Annotated in this window: 11 protein-coding genes; all 11 read right to left on the bottom strand. The window is 45.0% G+C overall.

Annotated features, from left to right (window positions below):
• Positions 1–11 precede the first annotated feature (11 nt).
• The 11 genes from PZB74_RS15605 to PZB74_RS15555 all read right to left on the bottom strand — a co-directional run bounded on the left by PZB74_RS15605 (position 12) and on the right by PZB74_RS15555 (position 17,615).
• Positions 12–2,165 (bottom strand): hypothetical protein, encoded by a 2,154-nt coding sequence (locus PZB74_RS15605; RefSeq protein ID WP_302237720.1) that lies wholly within the window; start codon positions 2,163–2,165, stop codon positions 12–14.
• Between the two features lie 23 nt (positions 2,166–2,188).
• Positions 2,189–3,238 carry a polysaccharide deacetylase family protein gene (locus PZB74_RS15600; RefSeq protein WP_302237717.1) on the bottom strand — a complete coding sequence of 350 codons (1,050 nt, stop codon included), beginning with the start codon at positions 3,236–3,238 and terminating at the stop codon, positions 2,189–2,191.
• 12 nt (positions 3,239–3,250) lie between these two features.
• Positions 3,251–5,161 (bottom strand): PfkB family carbohydrate kinase, encoded by a 1,911-nt coding sequence (locus PZB74_RS15595; RefSeq protein ID WP_302237715.1) that lies wholly within the window; start codon positions 5,159–5,161, stop codon positions 3,251–3,253.
• A gap of 123 nt (positions 5,162–5,284) precedes the next feature.
• Positions 5,285–5,752, bottom strand: coding sequence for a D-glycero-beta-D-manno-heptose 1-phosphate adenylyltransferase (rfaE2, locus tag PZB74_RS15590; RefSeq protein WP_302237713.1), 468 nt, complete (start codon positions 5,750–5,752; stop codon positions 5,285–5,287).
• 11 nt (positions 5,753–5,763) lie between these two features.
• The gene (locus PZB74_RS15585) at positions 5,764–6,675 is read right to left on the bottom strand and encodes a dihydrodipicolinate synthase family protein (protein ID WP_302237711.1); all 912 of its coding nucleotides are present in this window, start codon (positions 6,673–6,675) and stop codon (positions 5,764–5,766) included.
• A complete protein-coding gene (locus PZB74_RS15580) occupies positions 6,647–8,215 on the bottom strand; it encodes a sodium:solute symporter family protein (protein ID WP_302237708.1) in 1,569 nt (522 codons plus the stop codon). Before PZB74_RS15580 ends, PZB74_RS15585 begins: the two co-directional genes overlap by 29 nt.
• Positions 8,206–9,501 (bottom strand): hypothetical protein, encoded by a 1,296-nt coding sequence (locus PZB74_RS15575; protein WP_302237706.1) that lies wholly within the window; start codon positions 9,499–9,501, stop codon positions 8,206–8,208. The genes PZB74_RS15580 and PZB74_RS15575 overlap by 10 nt, the downstream gene beginning before the upstream one ends.
• Positions 9,502–9,504: 3 nt before the next feature.
• Positions 9,505–10,614: a sialidase family protein gene (locus tag PZB74_RS15570; RefSeq protein ID WP_302237705.1), complete on the bottom strand. Its 1,110-nt coding sequence runs from the start codon at positions 10,612–10,614 to the stop codon at positions 9,505–9,507.
• A 92-nt stretch (positions 10,615–10,706) separates the two neighbouring features.
• Positions 10,707–12,056, bottom strand: a complete 1,350-nt coding sequence (locus tag PZB74_RS15565; RefSeq protein ID WP_302237703.1) for a purple acid phosphatase family protein — start codon at positions 12,054–12,056, stop codon at positions 10,707–10,709.
• A gap of 133 nt (positions 12,057–12,189) precedes the next feature.
• Complete coding sequence (locus tag PZB74_RS15560) at positions 12,190–13,836, bottom strand: SusD/RagB family nutrient-binding outer membrane lipoprotein (RefSeq protein ID WP_302237702.1); 1,647 nt, start codon at positions 13,834–13,836, stop codon at positions 12,190–12,192.
• 62 nt (positions 13,837–13,898) lie between these two features.
• A complete protein-coding gene (locus PZB74_RS15555) occupies positions 13,899–17,615 on the bottom strand; it encodes a SusC/RagA family TonB-linked outer membrane protein (RefSeq protein WP_302237699.1) in 3,717 nt (1,238 codons plus the stop codon).
• Between the last annotated feature and the right edge of the window lie 6 nt (positions 17,616–17,621).

Here is a 17,621-nt window from a genome sequence, read left to right as displayed (position 1 = left end):
ACTTTAGGTTTCTATTCTTCAATAATATGGTAGTAGCGTGCCATCCAGTATGGTAGCAGGTACTCCGCACCGGTAAGCTCTCTGCGTCCATCACTCCCGCCATCCATCTTAAAAGGGTTAGCATTAAACCGAATGATGGGTCTTTCCGCAGCAGGCAGAAGCTCTGCAGTTAGCTGGTTGCGGAAGTTTGGCTCCAGAAAGTTAAGGTCTTTGCGGTGTGAGTTTCTTGTTGTATACCGAACCAAATCCATAGGATAATCACGCATAAACCATAGCGTAGATGCTTCGTCAAATGAGCCCTCAGTGCCCAGAGTCACCAGGTTCCAGACAGCATTACGTTCTGGTTGCTCTATAGCCCAGTGATTTTGTATTGCCTCTTCGTAGATTTGTTTCAGGCTGTCGTTAAAAGCATGGCGATGAAGCACCCAATAGGTCAGGAACGCCATTTCATCATCAGAATGGTTCCACGAACCTTCTCCCATATTATGCCCCTCATAAACATAGCCCGGCGTAGACCTGATCTCTTCCATTGGAATTTTAATATTTTCCAGATAGCCATGCTCTTCCATCATGCGAAAGGCTTCCTCTTTAAAGATTTCTTTACCACTCAGGTCATAGGCCAGTTGCAAGCCAGCGATAAGGTGTAGGCTGCCCAGCTTACGGTCTACCACCGAAGGCGGGTACCAGTTGATATATTCAGGGTTCCACCTGCCCCAGAGGGTGGGCTTTCCGTCTATATCCACAAAATAGTAGTCATTTTCTATGATGTGGGTGAGGATTGCATCAATAAAATTTGCTACTCTTTTCTTTTCTGCTTCTGTTTCGGCAATAAACTCATCCATGATGGAAGCGATATAGATGTAGGCTACAAACTCATCGCTGCTGGTATGTCCTTTCCACTCCCATTCGGGGTCGGGAGACTCGCGCCAGCGCTCCAGGTCAGATACTTTATAACCTTTGCGCTCAAAAGTGCGGGAAGGAAAACCAGTAAGCTGATTGATAGATAATATTCGTTCAAAAGCCTCAAAACACTCCCAGGCATTACGGCGTGCTTTAGCTTCAGCAGTAGTAGCATAACGAAAAGCCTGACTTCCCAGATAGAAAGAACTCCACAAGCCATCATTATCAGTATCTATCATCTCTGCTGTAGTAATATCTCCTGCTTCTTTAAGTCTCAGCTCAGCTATAAAGCCGTAGCGCATATGCCGCTGACGAATTTTTTCTTCAAAGTAATCAGCTTTATCTGCCAGGGTATGTAGCCTGAACTCTACTTTGTTCAGCCCCTGCTCAGTCATTAAATACATATTTCCTTGACTATCAGCAGCCAGATCAAGCACTTCATCCTTATCCAGCCAGCGCTTAGAAGCATAGTAGCGGAATTTACCATTAGCCTGTCGCATAAAAGCTCCCTGAGGACTTGCTGCCCAAAGTCCGTCATTTGTAGTAGCTAGTTTAGTGATATGGGGTACTGGTACCTGGTTAAAAACCTCAAAGGTATGGCTACCATCCAGACAGGAAATGCCATAATAGCCATTGTCGGTACCTACCACAATTTCTTCTTTTCTAAATACGATACTGTTGGCGTCTTTTACTTTGTGCAAGACCTTAAGCTTTTCTCCCTCCAGGCGCAGTATTTCGTGGGTCGTAAGCAGATAAAACTGTCCTCTGTGCACATGCACTTCCTGAACCTGATTGGCAGGCGACTTCAGCTTGGTAAATACTCCATTAGCGTGAATAGCCATAGCCTTATTGCCCAGTAATAAGACTTCTCCTTTATGATTTACGGCTATCTTATTATACTGAGCATCAGGGAGCTTGCCATAAGGGATACCAGCATGCGCGTTCGTCAGAAACTTGTCGGGATACAAATAATAGAGATAGCCCGTTTCTTCCTGTATACAGATATCCAGAGGTCTACGCTCAGCCAGTGGCCGGTAAGTGATATCGGACACCAGCTGCTGGTCTATAATTCTGAGCAAGCCTTTGTTGCTCAACACATGAACTACATCATCGTAGTCTACCACTACTTTTTGGAGCTGAGCTCCTTTAAGCTCGTCGGATAGCTTATACTTTACAGATACAGGCTGCTTAAAAGGCAAATCAGGCTCGGCCTGTAAATGGGCAATAGATAGCAGTAGTGTTACAAACACGCAAAAAGTTTTCATAGCTGTTGTTAAAATTGATGGTTTTACTTAGCAAGGCGATCCCTTCTTTCTTTAAGTTCTCGCCAGGTGGTCAATTGTATATTATTGTCTTGGAGGTATTGTTTGAGCCTGGGGTCTATCATCGCAAGCAGGTCACCTTTACGAGACAGCCCGGAGCCAGAGATTTTCGGAAACACTTCAGTAGGATCAGTACAGTGTACGATAACCATTGTAATGCCGGGCTGCATTTGCTCAAAAAGCTCTTTAAATTTCCGCACTTTAAGCTCATGGATATTGACTTCGTTGTGCGTTACTCCTTCTGCCAATGACCAGTCTCCACTGATCAGGTGCAGATCGTCCAGAACAGGAAGCCCTGCCTCCCATACCATTTTTCCTACGGCTTCTGCCTTATCTACCGCTGCGGGCAGGGGCACATCCATCCCCTCCTGGTGTTTACCTTGTTTTTGAAGTGCTTCAATAGCTTTTTCTCGGTACCCCTGTTTTAATAGAGTATTATGCCCTCCTGGTAACATAACAGGTATATCATAAGCTACTCCTACCCTGATGTAGCGCTGCAAAAACTCTTCTGTTGCGAAGAGTGTACCCATGTGGGAGTCCAGATGGGTAGGGCGATACCCCAGACGGAGAGCACGCTCTACCTGCTGCCGTATCTCCTGCTCTACTTCATCGGGAGAGGCATGCTGAGCCACCTGCTCTACGGTATGCCACATTGCGCCCTCTTCATCTACCAGCCCGGGTACCTGCGGAATGCCGCATAGAGGATGCCAGCGATAGTCTTTCCACTCTGAGGTAAGGGTGAGATGCAGGCCAGCATCGGTAGCAGGATTATTCTTCACATACTTTACAAAACTGGCCGCCCAGGGGCAGGGCATCATAATACTGACCGAATTGGCTATTCCTTTTTCCATCGCCTGTATGGCTCCCTGATTTGAGTCGTAGGACATACCTGCGTCATCTACATGCATAATCAGAAGCTTCTGTCCGGCATTCCAGCCTAACTTTTCGGCATAGGTCTGCGCTTCTACTTTTGTACAAAAGAAGAGCATACTAATAAGTACTAAAGAAATTCTCATGAGTTTATACGATTAGGATGTAGCCACGCTAAGTGAGTCAGGGCTTAGTAATAATTGTTCCAGCAGGTTGAGCTGTGCATAGTCGGGTATAATGATGTGCGCCCCGGCACGAATAAGCCTTTCCCTCTTGTGCAGATTAAGCCCATGACGCCTGAGCTCGTCAGAAGCAATACCCACACACAGGGCACCAACTTTTCTGCCCTCGCGAATTTCTGAAGGCCCATCTCCTATTACGATGATTTCTTCTCCACTGACTTTAAGGGTTTCAGTAAGGTGGCTCAGCACCTTTCGTTTTGCACTCTTTCCGTCGGGTCTGGCTCCGTGTATCCCGCCATTAAAAGAGTCAGCATAACCTAAAGCTGTAGCTTCTTTGACTACGTAATCCTCATCTGTTCCACTTGCCAGATAGAGGCCTATGGATCGGTCGCGTACCAGCTGTATAAAATGCTTCACTCCTTTAATCGTAAAGTCATGCAGGTGTAGCTCACCTTTCTGGAAGCGGAGGATTCTTTCTTCTACATGCTGATTGAGGTACTCCAGATACATGGCTTTGTATTCTTCAGCGGTCTTTGCTTCATCAGACTTCAGATATGCCTCCCTGATGACCATATCAAGGAGACCTTCCATCTGTACTATAGTTGGAGCACCGGTAGTCTGGCTAATCAGCTGATTAATCTTGGTAGAAAGAGTAGTACGCTCTTCAGGTTTAAGGGATGAAAGTTCATTTCCGGTAATACACCTGAGCATCATATCATGCATAAGCTCTTCCCAGCCTTCACGAAGTACAGAGATAGTACCATCATGATCCATGACAATAAACCTTGGCTTTTTACTACGCTCAAATTCTTCTACTATTTCTATGTCTGAGTCTTCATAGAAAGTTGCTCTACCAGGATTTGCCGCCAGAAAGCTATGATAGATATAAGTACAATTTTGTGATAACTTTTCAATTTCTTCCTGCTTTGCGGTACCGGTCTGCTGTAGCTTGGTTACCGTAATGGCAGAAGCCAGGTTTGCGAGTTGTAATGCGGTAGAGATATCAGCTTTTGCCGCCAGGCAGGCACCAAAAGTGCTGATTGCGGTATCTCCTGCCCCTACCGCATCAGTTTCTCCATCGTGCCAGACACCAGGTATGCTGTAGATTTGCTTAGTATTGTGGTACATCATACCATTTTCGCCTCGGGTAAGCAGTACCGGGGCTTGCAGGTGTCGGCTCAGTTCAGCTGCTTTTTGTTCGCATTCAGCATCATCCCTTTCGTCAAAGGGTAGCGTATCCAGAATGCGTGCGGTTTCTTTGGTATTAGCTTTTAGCAGGACCTTTCTCAAACCTGAAGCTACATTTCGCATATCTGCGGCAAAAAGACAGTGAGCATGGCGCTCTACCAGATTGTTGAGGTACTTTACTGCTTCTTCATCCAGTAAGGGGCGCACAAACTGCTGATTAATAATAAGCAGATCCAGCTGAGGTAGTTGAGCTTCTAACTTTTGAAATACCGCTTCCCTTCTTTTTGGGTCAGGCTGATTATAGGAACCAAAGTCTAGCCTGTTATCTTCCTCTTTGCCCAGCATAGGTTTTACATAGGCGCAACTGTTCCAGCCTTCCTCCTGAAATAACATACCTGAGGTATTCACCTTTTTGTCCTGAAGGAGGTATAATAGTTCACGCCCCCAAAGATCGTTGGCTAACAAACCAAAAGTATGAATTTGCTTTACCCCTAAAGCATTCAGGTTTTGAACAATATTACCTGCTGCGCCCAGATACGTACGGCAGCTACCTGCACGATGCACTTCCTTGGCTGTCTCCAAAGATATTTCACCAGTATTTTTGTCCAGAGGGTAGTACACATCTATGGCAAAATCCCCTATCACCCCTACCCTTAACTCACTGATGGACTGAAATATGTGCTTAGTTTGAGTTTTCATGCTTGTAGATTTATAATTCATAGGAAACGGAGTCTGTAGCCCGATTTCCCTGATCTGATATTGTATATCAAGTAATGAGCGGTAATCTGGGCGGTAGACTCGGGGTAGTATTAAGCTAAGGAACTAAGCCTTTTCTTGCATTTGCTGAATGGTTTTGGTGGTAGAGTAGCCATCTACAAAATCTATCAGGATCACTTCTTTGGCAAACTCCCTACCTACCACATCTTCCAGTTTGTAGTCACCACCTTTTACCAGTATATCAGGCTGCACTTTAGATAATAGCTCATGGGGGGTATCTTCTTCAAATTTGACTACATAGTCTACACAAGCCAGACTTTCCAGTATAAAAGCTCTATCATCTTCCTGGTTGATCGGACGGCTTTCTCCCTTAAGTCTCTTTACGGAGGCATCAGTATTTAAGCCGATAACCAGTAGATCGCCTAAAGAGCGTGCCTCTCTAAGATAGGTAACGTGTCCACGATGCAGTATATCAAAACAGCCGTTGGTAAATACGACCTTCCTGGCCGCGTTACGTTCTTTCTGTAATTCGTTTAACAGAGAAGGTAGTGTATGTATTTTATTGTACTCCATAGTGTTTGGATTTAAAGTTCGGCATCAAAGCTGTGCAAAAAGCTTCTCATATTCTCTTTTTCCTCCGCACTTAGTGAGACAAGCGGAAGAGCTACCTGCTCCTGGCAGATGCCTTTTTCCGCCAGCGCAAACTTAACGCCCTGTATCACAGTCTTACCTCCCTGATACAGGTTCTGGCTGACCTGCATTACTTTTTGATGAAGTTCGTTCATAAGAGCGGTATCTCCTTTTACTGCTGCCTCATACAGGCGTACGTACAGCTTAGGAAAGATATTTGCACCACCATTTACGCCGCCATGCGCTCCCAGCATTACCGACTCTGCCAGGAGTTCTTCAGGGCCTAGCAGATAGGTCTTTTTAAAGTCTGCACCCAGCTTATATTTCAGCTGATGATAAGCCATCATACTACAGGTACTATCTTTATAGCCCGCTACCTGGGGGTGCTCTAAGAGACGAACTATGGTTTCTGGAGAAAAAGCATGGGGGCTATGGCTGGGAATATTGTAGATATAAAGAGGAATGTCCACAGCTGCACAAATCTGTATTACGTAATCGTACAAAGCCTGCTGGGTAGCAGGATAATAGAAAGGAGGAGCTACTACTACCGCTGAAGCACCAGCCTGAGCAGCGAAACGGGCAAATGCTATCGCTTCTGACAGACTGCTATCACTTATACCTACCAGTACAGGTACGCTCCGGCTTACTTCTGCCACACTTACTTCTATTACTTCTTTACGCAAGTGATAGCTTAGACTAGGGGCTTCGCCCGTAGTGCCTAACATAAATATGCCCTGTACTCCCCCATCTATTACGTGCTTTAGAAGCTTACGTAACCCAGCCTGATCTAAGGTATCCTGATCATGGAGTGGAGTAGCAAGGGGGGGAACAATTCCCCTAAGATTGTATACTTGATTCTCGTGCATTTTTTTCAACTAAATTAATATCCTTGGCTGTAAGGGTAGTCCAGACCGTAAGCCCATCCAGCTCTTTATTATTTTTGATAAAGAAACTGAAAATATAGGCCAAAGCCATGAAAAGCAGGTTAACAATTACACCTACCCAATAGGCCTGAATGTCCATGCTTATTACTTCAGGTAGCCAGCCAGTAAGGCTAAAACCCAGATAAAGATTAACCAGTACTGAAAGTAGTAATGCAGGAAGCACCGCCTTATAGCCAACGCGGGTGGTAAAGAAACCGATCATAAACAGGCCGACCAGGCAACCTCCAAATACTGAGGCTACTATCCAGCTGATATCGTTAATACTTTCTTTTTCTATGACGCTAAAGAAAAAGGCGCCGCCCATCATTAGTAGTGATACGCCTATCGCAATCCACCGGGCAGTTCTCAAATAGGTTTTATCATCTCTACCTTTCATCCAGTACGGTTTCAGAATATCCACTACCGTTACTGTAGAAATAGCATTGATACTGGAATCCAGTGTAGACATACCGGCTGCTAATACGGCAGCTATGATTAAGCCTGATACTCCTGCTGGCAGCTGACTAAGGATAAAGTAAGGAAATACCTGATCGGCTTCCAGACTGGCTACAGATGTTTCTGGAAATACCGTATAGAATACAAATAGTGTAGTACCGATAAAGAAGAACAAAGACCAGGTAGGCAAAGCTACTACTGAGTAGATTAGTGTCGCTTTTTTTGCTTCACGTGTACTTTGAGTGGCTACGTAGCGCTGTATGATATTCTGGTCGCTGGAGTACATGCCTAAAAAGTGAAAAATACCCAATAGGGCTACTGTCCAGAAAGTACGTTCACCCAGGTTCCATTCCATACTGCCGATGCTAAACTTCTCGTGGGTTTCCGCTACACTAAAGACCTGAGATATACCTTCGGGCAGCTTATCTATCATCAATATCAGGCAGATTAATCCCCCTATCCAGAGCACGATGGCCTGAATTACATCAGTCCAGATAACAGCTTCTATACCCCCGGCCACGGTATAAAACGCAATGAACACACCTACCAACATAATAGTAGTAGTAATTGGTATACCCGTAAACAGGTTGACAGGTATGGCTACCAGAAACAATATCTGCCCAATGCGGATGATCTGTAGAATGAGAAAGCTAACAGTGCCATAAAGCCGGGCTACTGGCCCAAAACGATCACCCAGATACTCAAAGGCTGAAGTAAGCTTACCCCTTCGGAAAAAAGGAATAAATACTACAATTGCCAGCACCGCCGCCAGAGGAAGCATTAAGTTAGATATGAGCTGTCGCCAGTCTAGCGTGTAGGCTGCTGCCGGAAAAGCCAGAAAAGTAATAGAACTGATAGAGGTACTGAGCATAGAAAGCCCGATTACCCATCCTTTAAAAGATCGGTTACCTACGAAGTAATCTTCGGTGCTATCATTCTTCCGGGAGAAATACACTCCCAGCCCGGCCATAGTAGCCAGATAAACCCCTAATGTAAGCAGGTCAAGTGATCTAAACTCTACTCCCATAACACAAATCTTTTTTGAGCCCCCGGAAGGTCGCCGTGTGTGTTAACTAAAATAAGGCTCAGTACAAAAAGGATCAGTATTGTGGTAGTTGCCAGCCGCCAACATAAGCTATAAGATGTGCCATATGGCTGATAGTTTTTGTTCCAATTAAAGGAGTAGCTTAATCCCAGGCTAATGATAACAAGATTGGCCCAGTAGAGATATTCTTTGGTACCTCCTCCGTTTAACCATATCCCTCCCATAATATTGCTTAAGAAAATATACCACCCGAGATAAAGCACAAACAGCAGTAGTAATTGTTTACTACTCCAATCCTGTTGTGTAAGTACAGACCTCTTAAAATAAAAGAATGCAAAACCTCCTAACAGCAATAAGCTTCCCCAGCTCAGTATATACTCTAACTGCACAAAGGCTTCAGGCTCTGCCGGGCTGAGCACTTTTCCTCGGCTCAGTAGCTTTTCGTAGGAAAAAGCCTGAATAATATTTGTTAAAGGAAGTAGAATAATAAGGAAAACCCACCCAATGATGTTAGCTGCATTATCTGCGACCTGGCTCTCTTCCCATTCTGATGAAAATACACCATAAGCCATGCCCAAACCTCCAAAGAAACCCAAACTGTACTCCATTACATTCCACCAGTTGAACTCCAATCCGGTATAAGGGCCAAGTACCTGTAAGAAGTTACCAAATGCAAAGCCGAATCCAGCTCCCAGTGCGGAATACATAGCTGTTTTGAAGCTGGCATGATAGGCATTACGATAGGCATACCACCCAAGCGCCATAGCTGCACCCAGGCAAGCTGCCCATAACTCAGAGCGGGGCGGCGTCATTAGCCATTCCAACTGATAGATGAGTATGCCCCAGATGAGATAAGCACCTGCCACCATTTGTGTTATCAGTGATGCCCACTTTACTTTTTTGCTTTCAGTAGATGCTAATGCCAAGCTGCTAAGTCCCCCACCGATAAAGCCATAAAGCGCACCAATGATAAACAGGCCGAACAGGCCATAGGTCACGTTAAGCAGATCCAGACTTTTAGCGTAACCTACAACCTTTCCGTAGCTCATCATACCACCTGCACCCCAGCCTATGGCTCCCAGAGCCACAATGGCGGGTAACCTCCGGAGCCAGTCCTGCCTTTTACTTAATATCACTATAGCCAATACCCCTATCGCCCCAGCCCAGGCAGCTCCGTGCTCATGACCAAACTGCCCGCGCACTGCCCAGGCCGTAGCCAAAGACATGGCTACCAAAAGTAACCTTAATACAAATGCGAAATTGCCCATACACTACAGAGATTCTAATGCCAACGGACTAGATGGTATATCGTCTTTAGTACCTATCCAAAAAGCAATTTTTTCTCTTTGCCAGGTGTAGGTTAGCGCTAAGGAATCTCCAAAGCTGATGATGGCAGGGTAAGAAAACTCATCATCTTCTCCTCCTTTTTCTACATCCAGCATGCGGGGCCAGGTTTTGCCGTTGTCAAAAGAGAGGGCAATAGAAAGTGGTGCGCGAGCCCCCCAGTTTTCATCATCACGGTTATAGGCTAGTGCCAGAGTACCATCTTCAAGCTGAGCCAGATCTATACCGCTATTAGGGTTGGGTAGCTCCGTTTTGTAGATAGGCGACCAGGTTTTGCCATAATCTTCAGAATCGCTACGGCAGATAACACCCGCAGAGCTGCGAATAAGCATATGTACATGTCCGGGTTCAGACTCCCATAAGGTAGGCTGTATGACTCCTTCACCTTCTACTTCGCTGCGGTCCAGCTCTAAAAAGGGGGTAGCCTCCCAGCTCTCTCCCTGATCTTCGCTACGATCAACAAAGGCATCCCATACTCTGTTGGTTTCTTTGGAAGCACCTGCCAGCCAGGTGCCATCAGAAAGGATGATGGGCTTGTTTCTTACCGGCCCTCTCCCACCCCGGTCTCCAGGTACCAGTTCGGTAGCTTCGCTCCAGTTCTCGCCTTCGTCAGTTGAGGTCATCAGCCAGGTCTCCCACTCATCTATCTCTTTGCCTACTTTAAAATACAGATAAACTTCCCCTTCTTCTGACTGAAAAAGCACCGGGTTCCAGTGTGGGTCTTGTCTCAACTTGGCTACCTCTTGCGGGCTGCTCCATTGGCCAGGTCTGCCTTTGGTAAGCCATATACCCACATCATCGTTTTTCTCGTGCTTACCCCCAAACCAGGCCACAAGAAACTGCCCGTCATCCAAACGGATTAAGGTAGAAGCATGGCATTGCGGAAAGGGTTGGTCATCGTTAAACACAAAATCTTTGACCGGGTATTCAATGGCATTGGCAGTAGTAGTAGTTTCTTGTGGCCTGTCTTGCGTATTCGCACTACAAGCCAACAAGAAACACAAACTCATTAAGCGTATGGTAGATTGATAGTTCATGAATGTGATTGAGTAGTTTATATGCTGAATATATCTAATTTTTTGATGTTATGGACAGTAGTTGCTCGCTATTCATTGTAAATGGTGAAAGTTTAATGCCTTTCCGAGAAATCGGGTATTTTGTTAAGCAGACGGTTAGGTTTACCCTTCTGTTTTTGCAACTGGAACGCATCGTACAACTCACCGCTAGCTGTATAGGCTTCGTAGTTTAGCATATCGCCTTCAATCGTAATGATTTGAAATAACTGAGTGTTTCCAGCTTTACGAAACATCCAAGGATCATCCGATACTTCGTACATTTTAGGCCCGGATACAGATACTACATACATAGTACCTGATGACTCTGAAACCACCTGACTTCCACTAGCTACGTTGCTGATCATTCCGCGACCGTAGGCATGATCGTGACCTTGCAGTACAATATCTACCTGATGCTTGTCTACTATAGGCTTAAAATATTCTCGTAGTTCGGCATTATCCCGGCTGGGGTTGGTAGAGTAAAAAGGGTAATGCAGTGTAATAGCAGTCCACTGGCGAGGATCATTTTGAAGGATAGAGTCCAGCCAGTGCAACTGTGCTTTACGAAGAGTTTCAGACTCATCTATTTGCTCTGCATCCAACGAAATAAGCTTGAGGTTAGGATAGTTGATCTGATAACAGGTTTCTTCCAGACCCTTTGGCCCATTGAGTGGTAAGTTAAACTGAGGTCTCCATTGAGGCGACAGAACAACATTTTTATATTCGTGGTTGCCTGGTGTCATAACACTGGGAATGCTAGCATGAATAAAGGAGCCAGCATGAAACCACTCTCCCCACTCAATATCACGATTATGACGGTTAATAAGGTCTCCGGCATGTAACATAAAGTCTATTTCGGGCATGGTTTTGTAAGCTTCTCTTATCACCCGTGACCACATTGACTTTACGTCATTCTGTGCATCGCCAAAGTAGAGAAAAGAGAGAGATTTATTTTCATCAGGCATCTCAAACTGTATCCATTCGCTCCAGTGCTCTCCCTCTCCTACGCGGTATACATATTTTGTTCCTGCCTCCAGCTCGTTGATGAGGGCAGCATGATAGTTGGCAATTACATCGGGCTCATCGGCCACACTAACTTTCAACTGCTCGGTACTGGCCTGTATTTTTCGTACATTGTTGATAAACTCAGGACCATGGGTAGCTTCGGCTACCTCTACCCAGCCGCTAGTTTTTGTAGTATCTGTTCTCCAATTTACAGCTACTGAGGAGAGAGGGTTTTCGGTGAGGTTTAAAATTAAACGATCTGGCACTGCGGAAGGAAAAAGTAGCTTTACATCCATACCCATTCTTAGCGCCATTTTTCTGGCGTATTCCGGGTCATTTTTATCCAGAAAAGGGGAGCCTGGTTGCGCCCGGCTGGTTAGGATTAAGGAGAATAGTACTAAAAATAGTGTATAGCGCATAGCTTGGTAAAAGTGCATATTTCGTTTAATATTTAATCAAATAGCTTCTTCATTCAATTTGGGTAATAAAAGGCGGAGCAATAAGCCCCGCCCTAAAAAATTTGGCTTATACCAAAGTAAAGCCCAGACTCAACTACCAGGGATTACCTGTTCCTTGCAGTAACCACATCTTAGACCAGGGGCTGTTAGGGCCAACTGCTCCAGTATACGGAGTTACTTCTAATCTATCTATAGCAGCATTTACGTTAGCAGTATTATTATCCAGCTCATCATTACCGTAAGGCAAACGTAGCGCCACTACCGGCTGGTCAGAGGCAGGCCCTACACTTAACTGAGGGAAGCCTGTTCTGCGATAATCCATAAAGGCTTCGGTAGCGGCGGTCCAGCTGGCAATCCACTTTTGGGTCATTACCTGCTCCAGCGAGTTGTCAAATACTACCCGTGGCTGTTGGATGAAGTCATCATACATCGCTCCCTTACCCCAGGTATCCAGAGAATTTTGGATACCGTTATAGTAATGCGTTTCTGGACTACCGACATTCCATCCTTTGAGGGCTGCTTCTGCCAGAATAAAACTCACTTCTGCGGAAGATATCAACCTTGCCTGTAATATATCTCCACTGGTGCCAGCTGTAGCGTAAATAGGAGCAAGTTGAGATACATGCTGATTGCGTGTGCCCTGTCCTGGATCGGGATTGCCATTGTATGACTCTGGAATTGTGAGGCCGGGAGGTAAACCTACATACAGGCCGGTATCATACGAAAGCTCATCGGGATTAAAGCGACGGGTAAACTTAGTATTGCGCATATCCATGAACTGTAGGTAAGAATAAGTAAGAGCGCCATCTGAAACAATTTCACCATTGGCTCTGAGTACATCTTCTTCTGCTACTGCCAGCTCAGCATCTGCCACCCATTGTACTGCTACAGAGTCAAACCATACTGTCAGGCGAGGGTCATCGGTGGTTGTTAGCTGCTCTATCAGCGTCTGGCAGGCCTGCCATCTGGTAAAGTCATCCACATCATTGTAGAGTGAGGGCCATACATCATTAGCGCCACCAGTATAGTCCAGTGTAACGTCCTGGTCTGCTGATTTAAGGTATTTTCCACTGGAATATACGGACTCTATTCCTGCTTTGGCAACTTCAGGTTTTTTTACAGAAATACGCATATAGTACCTGAGAAGCAAGGAGTTGGCAAAGCGTTGCCAGGCTTCAGTATCGCCACCAAAGTATAGGTCAGCACTGCTATTTACCGGCTCGGAGCTGGCTGTTTCAAACAGGGTGGCTGCTCTTTCCAGATCAGCAAGAATACCTTCGTATATTACTTCCTGGCTATCAAAAACAGGTCGTTCGTTAGTTTCGCCCCCTTCATCTCCCTGAACAGCATTGATGTAAGGAGCATCGCCCCACATATCAGTGATATTGCCATAAATGAACGATTTCATAGTCAGGGCAACCCCTTCAAAGAAGGGGTATTCCATCTCTATTGCTCTTTCTTCCAAAAGTGAATTTGTTCTAAGTATACCATACCAGTTACTCCAGTCTGTGGCACTCCAATCGTAGTGATTGTGGGCTGAGTACCAACCATTTTTCTGTGTATGCTGCACCGCCCCTGCCATATCACCAAAGCCTAATTCCAGGTAACGCTGCGCTGACGGCGCCAGCACAGAAGGCATCAATAAATTAGGGTTTGCCGTAGAAGGGTCAATGCCATTAGGATTGACATTCATCTCCGTAAGCGTGTCTTCACATGCTGAAATTACCAGTAGGCTCAGCATAATGATTAAGGTCTTTTTTATATTTAAAACAGTCTTCATTACTAATAATTTATGGGCTGTTATTAAAAATTAAAGTTCAATTTAAAACCAATGGGCACACTCCAGGGCATCACATTCTGACGCTCCATTCCCTGCCTGAACTGACTTTTAGTATCTCCTTGGGTGCCATTGTGTGCCTGAAAGGCTCTTTCAGGATCTATACCAATGTCTGCCGCAGTCCATAGCATAATATTACGAGTGTAAACTGCAATGGAGGCATTACTAATTCTACCAAGATTAGGTAGCTGATACGCCAGCGAAAGCTCTCTTAGCTTGATAAAAGAAGCATCAAAGGTAACCTGCTCGTTAAAATCCCAGGGGTAAGTGTTAGTAATAGGGTATACATTTGTGCCTGCTCCACCTAAATGTTCGGTGTATTCATCGTCACTGAAGTCATCTGGTGTATCGGCACCAGAGGTTTGGATAACACCGGGTACAAATGCACCATCATTACCGTCATCATCTATAGGAAAGCCTCCTGTCTCTGAGGTATGCCCTCCTACTCTGGGGTAATTACCAGCTTCAGGTATGATGTATTTTTCCGGGTCTGACTTAAGTAAGGCTATTAGTTCATCCGCTGTATACTGCCCTCCTGGTATCAGGTTGTCTAACTGACGCTGCGACTTCCAGTCAGACTCGCCATAACGATAAGTAAATGACATAAACTCACCCCCCTGCCTCCAGTCCAGACTGGCGCTCAGGGTAAACCTTTTAAAGTTTAATGAGGTTTGCATACCCATGATAAAGTCTGGATTAAAATTGCCTACATGGCGCATATTTTCTATGCCAGACACTTCTATCCACTCACCATTTTCTGTAAGAATTGGCCAACGGTAATAAGGGGAATTTTCGTCTTGTACATATGCATATCCAGCGCTGTACATATTGCCAATTTCTTCACCAATTTTAGTTATGGCTCCTCCGCCATTTTCTCCCCAGAGGGTAATAAACTCCATACCTTCGGCCAGTTCTTCTACAGTAGTAGTGTTTTTGCTCCAGTTGAAATCTACATTCCAGGTCCAGCCATCCTGCTGAATTGGTGTACCACCAAGGGTAAACTCCCATCCACGGCTACGGATTAGTCCGGCATTGATTAACTTACTGCTAAAACCTGAAGACTGAGGTATATCTATAGCAAAGATCTGGTCTACATTGTCCATGGTATAGTAGGTACCACTAAACCTGAAGCGATCGTTAAAAAGGTTAAGGTCAATTCCACCTTCTATAGACGTAGCTTCTTCTGGCCTAAGCTCAGGGTTCAGTAGCCCCGCAGGTACACCTACAGTAGTAACTGTATTGTAATTGCCTGTACTAAGAGAAGGATCTAATCGATATGGATCAGTATCATTACCTACTTTAGCCCAGCCTGCTCTAAGCTTTAGCATAGATACCTCCTGTGGCATGTCAAAGGTATAGTTGGCTAGCCAGCTTAATGAGGCAGAAGGATAAAAGTAGTTACGGTTGCTCACAGGCAAAGTGCTTGACCAGTCGTTTCTTCCAGTAATGTCCAGGTAAAGCATATCTCTATACCCTAATGAAGCAAGCGCATACACGCTGTAGATTGCTTTTTCGTAAATACTGCTACCCACGCTGATATTATCCAGAGGAATATTGTTAACGTTGTATACGCCAGGTATTACTAAACCATTATTCCGATTACTGCCAGAACCTACACTTGAGCTGAAGCTTTCTCTGTTCATGAGGTTTCCTCCTACTGAGAAGTTTACATCAAAATCTCCGGCTTCAGTATTATAGGTAGCCAGTATGTCTGTGTTAGATTCCTGAGAAGAAATATCTGATAAGAAATATCCTCCGCGAGCCGCGCGGCTATAGCTGAAAGGAATTCTGGTCTCCCGGTTCTCATTTACTCTGTCTAAAGAGTAGCGAGCTTTTATTGAGAACTTGTCAGTAAACTGGTAGTTCAAAGAGAGGTTACCATATATTCTATCTCTTACAAAGGCGTTTTCTATACCATAGGCGATAAAGTATGGGTTGTCTCCGGCATCTGTTCTAATCTGCTGTATACCTTCCTGACCTTCTTCCCAGATATCTTTCATCTGGTTATAGTCTACATAAGAGGAGGCATATACAGCTTCCAGTGGATTGGCTCTTCTATCACCTGTACTGGGGCGGTCATTGGAGTGTGTACGCCCCACATTAATATTTGAAGAGAAGGTTAGCTTATCAGTTACATTAAAGTCCACGGCGGTAGACAGATTGTTTCTGTATAGGTCGGAGTTAGGAATCATACCTTCGTGTAGCATATTGGAGTACGAAACTCTAAAGCTTCCTTTGTCATTTCCACCACTTACCGCAACGTTGTTATTTGAGGTGATACCTGTCTGCAAAAAGTCTTTCATGGCATTAGGGTAAGACCTCAGTTCTGTAGGAATAGGGTTACCATTTTCATCTAGTGGACTGTTCCACTGCACAGCTGTGTTTCCAGCATTCAGATTGGGACCTCCCCAGTAAGCCGAGCCCTCATTGAAGACTCCATTACGTTGACCGTTAGCATATTTATAATGAAAATCTAAAAGTCTGGTAGGGCGCTCAAACACATTGGAAGTAGAGAATGAGACACCAAGCTTTTTGTTTTTAGAGCCAGATTTGGTGGTGATAATGATTACTCCATTACCGGCACGCGTTCCGTACAATGCGGCAGCACTGGGCCCTTTAAGCACGTTTACACTGGCAATATCATCTGGGTTAATGTCAGAAATAGCATTGCCATAATCTACCTGGTTACCATTTCCGTTTTCTGAGATGTTATTCAGGCTATTAGACATAGGCACACCGTCTACAACAAAAAGTGGTTGGTTATCGGTAGTCAGCGAGGTAGCCCCACGAATGATAACGCTCATAGAAGAACCAGGACCACTAGTCTGGTTAATGGTAAGGCCGGGAACTCTACCTGCGAGCGAGCTCAGTACATTTTCCTGAGATACCTGCTGTAACTGCTCACCTTCCACATTAGCCACATCATAACCTAGCGAACGCTTTTCGCGCTCAATACCCAAAGCGGTAACTACCACTTCAGAAAGCTCTCGGGTATCAGTTTGCATACTGATGTCAAATACACGCTGGTCACCCACAGCAACTTCCTGTGTTTGATAACCTATAGAGCTAAACACCAGTACAGAAGCGCTTCCTTCTACGCTCAGGGAGAAGTTACCTTCTATATCTGTGATCGTACCATTGGTAGTATTTTTCTCTAACACATTAACGCCCGGTATACCTTCATCATTATCATCGGTAACCTTACCCTGAATATTCACTCTAACCTCTCTGAGTACGGGAGGCAGTAAGCTCTGCCCCCCCAGATTAGCTAGAAAGTCTTTGGGTTTCATTGCTTTTTCGTTAGAAGGAGGGGTAATTGGACGAATTACATAATCAATTTCTCCAATTTTTTTATACTCCAGCCCTGAGCCAGAAAGCACCTGGCTTAGCGCCTCTTCAGGATTACGATAATCCTTTTTCATCAAGAGACTTTGTACGCGATGCTGTTCAATCTCTTTTTCGCTGTAGTTGAGGCTGATCTGATACTTACTGGCAATGCTGCTCAGTACTTTTTTTAAAGCTACTTTGTCAGCAGCCTGAGTTTTGTCCTGCACAGTTTGTGTATCTGTACGCCAGTGTTCGGATGAGGCAAGTTGCTGCGCCTGCAACTGCAAGGGTACCGCTAAGGCACATAGCAGAATAAGCCGCCTGAGAAGATTAGTGTGTAGATAAACTAGTTTCATACTCGC

The sequence above is a fragment of the Porifericola rhodea genome, assembly GCF_030506305.1.
Taxonomy (GTDB): Bacteria; Bacteroidota; Bacteroidia; order Cytophagales; family Cyclobacteriaceae; genus Catalinimonas; species Catalinimonas rhodea.
This window is presented reverse-complemented; position numbering and strand designations above follow the sequence as displayed.

Bases quoted from the DNA above. Each gene is read 5' to 3' on its own strand.
- PZB74_RS15570 (WP_302237705.1), bottom strand. From the start codon at position 10,614: ATGAACTATCAATCTACCATACGCTTAATGAGTTTGTGTTTCTTGTTG.
- PZB74_RS15555 (WP_302237699.1), bottom strand. From the start codon at position 17,615: ATGAAACTAGTTTATCTACACACTAATCTTCTCAGGCGGCTTATTCTG.
- PZB74_RS15605 (WP_302237720.1), bottom strand. From the start codon at position 2,165: ATGAAAACTTTTTGCGTGTTTGTAACACTACTGCTATCTATTGCCCAT.
- PZB74_RS15580 (WP_302237708.1), bottom strand. From the start codon at position 8,215: ATGGGAGTAGAGTTTAGATCACTTGACCTGCTTACATTAGGGGTTTAT.
- PZB74_RS15565 (WP_302237703.1), bottom strand. From the start codon at position 12,056: ATGCGCTATACACTATTTTTAGTACTATTCTCCTTAATCCTAACCAGC.
- rfaE2 (WP_302237713.1), bottom strand. From the start codon at position 5,752: ATGGAGTACAATAAAATACATACACTACCTTCTCTGTTAAACGAATTA.
- PZB74_RS15575 (WP_302237706.1), bottom strand. From the start codon at position 9,501: ATGGGCAATTTCGCATTTGTATTAAGGTTACTTTTGGTAGCCATGTCT.
- PZB74_RS15585 (WP_302237711.1), bottom strand. From the start codon at position 6,675: ATGCACGAGAATCAAGTATACAATCTTAGGGGAATTGTTCCCCCCCTT.
- PZB74_RS15595 (WP_302237715.1), bottom strand. From the start codon at position 5,161: ATGAAAACTCAAACTAAGCACATATTTCAGTCCATCAGTGAGTTAAGG.
- PZB74_RS15560 (WP_302237702.1), bottom strand. From the start codon at position 13,836: ATGCTGAGCCTACTGGTAATTTCAGCATGTGAAGACACGCTTACGGAG.
- PZB74_RS15600 (WP_302237717.1), bottom strand. From the start codon at position 3,238: ATGAGAATTTCTTTAGTACTTATTAGTATGCTCTTCTTTTGTACAAAA.